Annotated in this window: 4 protein-coding genes and 1 pseudogene; all 5 read right to left on the bottom strand. The window is 70.0% G+C overall.

Annotated elements, in window-relative coordinates; genetic code table 11:
- Positions 1-438 (bottom strand): annotated as a pseudogene (locus AC1D15_RS22765) (hypothetical protein); the annotation flags it as partial.
- Positions 439-443: 5 nt separating this feature from the next.
- Positions 444-1,139: a phage baseplate assembly protein V gene (locus tag AC1D15_RS22760; protein WP_047512718.1), complete on the bottom strand. Its 696-nt coding sequence runs from the start codon at positions 1,137-1,139 to the stop codon at positions 444-446.
- Between the two features lie 3 nt (positions 1,140-1,142).
- The gene (locus AC1D15_RS22755) at positions 1,143-2,228 is read right to left on the bottom strand and encodes a phage late control D family protein (RefSeq protein ID WP_477827756.1); all 1,086 of its coding nucleotides are present in this window, start codon (positions 2,226-2,228) and stop codon (positions 1,143-1,145) included.
- Positions 2,229-2,249: 21 nt separating this feature from the next.
- Positions 2,250-2,417, bottom strand: coding sequence for a hypothetical protein (locus AC1D15_RS22750; RefSeq protein ID WP_156155191.1), 168 nt, complete (start codon positions 2,415-2,417; stop codon positions 2,250-2,252).
- A 2-nt stretch (positions 2,418-2,419) separates the two neighbouring features.
- Positions 2,420-3,444 (bottom strand): CIS tube protein (locus tag AC1D15_RS22745; protein ID WP_477827755.1); only part of this gene is annotated, 1,025 nt, incomplete at its 5' end.

The raw sequence follows: 3,444 nt of genomic DNA, 5'->3' as shown, positions 1-3,444 counted from the left end.
CCCTTGCTTCAGCCGCCGTTGCGCCAGCGGATCGCGGTCGGGCCCGCCCACGCGCGACAGCGRCACCCAACCGCGCACGCGCCCCCTGGACCGCATCCAGCCCTGGGGACGCCCCTGCTCATCGAGCCGGCGCAGCACCATGCCCGCGCCATCCACGCGCGACGGATCGATGCGCGGCTTGCCCGGGATGTCGCACCAGGCCTCGGTCAGCGCGACGTGAAACTGGCGCTGGACCGGCTGGAACAGTTTGAGCCGGCCCTTGGCGTCGTGGGCCTTGGCGACCAGCGCGCCCAGGCGGGTGCGGCCGGCCGGAGTGCGCAGGTCGTCCAGCGTCGCGGGCAGGAAATCGTCCTCGGTCCGCTGCAGGATCATCGGCCGCAAGCCCAGGCCGGGCAGGTCGCGCAGTGCGCCGATCGCGATCGTGTGGGTGGCGTGCATGGCGTTCACCAGACGTTGCCCGCGCCGGGCGTGTAGCTGGTGCCCATCACCGTGTCGGCCTTCAGCGTCACGCACTTGACCATGCCGCTGAAGTCGGCCATCGCTGCGTCGACCTTCACCATGCCGGCCGTGACGTCCACGCTGGACGCCTGTACCGTCACCTTGGCGGAGGCCTGCACGGTGATGCCGGAGGTCTCGAGCTTGATGCTGTTGCCGTTGCTGTCCTCCAGCGTGATCTCGCCGGGGCCGTCCTTCAGGGTCACCGACTGGCCACCGGGCGTTTCCAGCAGCATCGTCTCCTGGCCGTCCTGGTCGTCCAGCGTGATGGTGATGCCGTTCTTCGACTTGATGCGCTTGTAGCGGTTGCGTCCGCCGGACTCGGTGTCGGCCGGTGCCTTCGCTGCGCCATTCCACAGCCCGCCGACGATCAGCGGGAAGCGCGCATCGCCCTGCACGAACATCACCAGCACTTCGTCGCCCACGTCGGGCAGGAAGAAGCAGCCGCGGTCGTCGCCGGCGAACGGCGCGACGACGCGCGCCCACATCGGCGCGTCCTGGTTCGCCACGCCATCGAAGGCGATCAGCTTCACCTGCACGCGGTTGGCCTGCAGCGGATCGTCGAGCGAACTGACGGTGGCAAGCTGGCCCGTGCCGCTCCAGGCGGGCAGGGCCGATGGAAGAAAGTGGTTGTCGCGTTTCATCGCTCAGTTTCCAAGCCAGGCGCACTCGGCGCTGAATTCGGTGCGGTAGCCCTGCTTCATGTCGAACAGGTGGCAGGCCCGCACCACGTAGTAGCTGTTGTCGAACTGCGGCGAGACGCCGGCGAGCTTCACGCTGGCCCCGACGCGCAGCTTCGCGTTGCCTTCGGCCACGCCTTCTGCGCGCACGAAGCGGCGCGCACGCTGGTCGAGCGCGGCCTCGGCCACCGCGCGGGCCTCGTCGTCGCTCGCCACCGGCGGGGCCGACAGGTGCTCGGGCCGCTTGCCGAAGACTTCCTGGGCCCATGCGAGCCCGTTCTTGCCGCTGCCCGGGCCCGCGTTCGTGATGCTCGAGGCCTCGCCCTTCACGGCCGATCCCTCGGTCGCATTCCATCCGGCCACGCTGACGGCCGTGGCCTGGTGCGCGAGATCGGCACAGACGCGCACGCGCGCCAGCTGGCTGTACATCGTCAGCTCGATCTCACCGCGGCCGGCGTCCTGGCGCGGCGCCACCTGCAGCTGCGAACCAACCACCTGCAGGTCGGCGTCGAAGCGCGCGAGCAGCCGGCGCAGGAAGCCGAGGTCGGTCTCGTTCAGCTGCGCCCAGGTCGCCACCGGCGAGGTCAATGCGCTCACGCCGGCCTGCAGCCCCATCTCGCCGGCGACGGCCTTCACCACGTCGGCAGGCGACATGTCGGTGTAGACCTTGCTGCGCCGTCCGCGCCGCGCGGCGGTGAGGGCGTCCTCGGCCARCACCACGAGCTCGGGCGGCTCACCGTACTTGCAGTCCATCTCGAGCGCGCTGACGTGCCCCTTGAAGATCTCGCGCGGCGCGCTCTCGTCGCCGCTGTAGACGCCGATCTCGGCGCCCAGCTTGAGCGCCGAGTCGCCCTTGAACGCCAGCTCGGCGCGGCCGTCGCCGTTGGCCACCCAGTTGACCAGGCGCAGCTCCAGCGTGCTCATGCCGCCTTCGGACTCTTCCATGCGCAAGGCCGTCATCAGCGTGCCCAGCCGCTCGTCCGGCTGGCCGCCCAGGCGCAAGGTCGGGCGGGCGCTGAAGATGGCCGATTCGCTGACGGTGGTCTCGGGCATGGTGGTCTCGTCGTGTGCTCGTCACTCGTCGCAAAGGCGGGCCAGGCGTTCGTCGCGCAGGCGCAGGAGTTGCATCAGCGGTTCCTTCAGGTCCTCGGGCGGGGCCTTGGGCGCAGGGGCCGAAGGGGGGGCTGTGGAGGGTGCGTCGCGCTGGATGTCGGCACTGACGTGCTCGAAGGTGATGCCCATGTTCAGACTCCTAAGTCGATGCGGCCGTGCAGGTCGGCGGTGGCGCCCACGTCGGCCGAGAGGCTGCCGCCACCGTGCACCTCGGCACGGCCGCCGGAAGTGAAGGACGCAGCGCCCGAGATGCCGGGCGCGGGCAGCAAGGCGGCGCGGGCATCGAACACGCTGACGCTGGAACTGCTGGTGCTGCCCACGCGCAAGCCGTCGAAGGCCGCGCCGGCGGTGCTTGTCAGCGTCAGGCCGCCACTGCCACCGATGCCCAGGCCGGCACTGGCGCCGACGCCGATGCCGCCGCTCAAGCCGCCGCTCAAGCCGCCGCTGATTCCGACGCCACCAGTGATGCCGCCACCGATTCCGCCACTCACCCCACCGCCGACGCCCATCCCGACTCCGACACCTGCACCCAGCGACAAGCCGGCGCCGGCACCGACCGAAAAATCAGCCGCGGCCGCAAGACTCACGCTGCCACCGACGTTCAGCGACGCCTCGGCGCCGAAACGCAGGCTGGCCGAGCCATTCGCCTCGGCGATGGCACGTGCGGCTCGCTGGTCGCCGAGCGCGCCGGCCACGTCGCTCGGTCCCGAGCCGGGCGCCGCCGCGACGGGGTCGGGTGTCGTGCCCTGGTCGACCTTGGCACGCTTGCCCTTCTGGAACTCGACCTCCTGGCCAGCCAGCGTCATGTTCACGCTGGCGCGCAGCGGCACGCCGTCGGCGGAGAAGAAGTCCAGCGTCTCCTTGAACTGCTCGACCACGCCGGTGAAGCTGAAGGCGCCCCAGCCGAACTCCACCTTGGGTACGAACTGCTTGCTGCCGTCCTTGGCGGGTCGCAGCAGCAGGGCCAGGTTGTTGGTCTGGGTGCGCACGTTGATGCCGGTGTCGGTGCTGTCGAACACCAGCGTCATCGTCAGCTTGGCATTGGTCTTCTTGACGAACTGGCGTGCCTTGTTGTCGCCGTTGCGATCGTCGAACTCCGCGCTCAGGCTGTACTCGACGGACGCGGGATTGAACTGCAGCTTGAACTGCCTGGTGG

The organism is Rhizobacter sp. P2_H2 (assembly GCF_056403375.1).
Note: the sequence above shows the minus strand (reverse complement) of the source record. Positions and strands in the feature narration are given on the sequence as shown.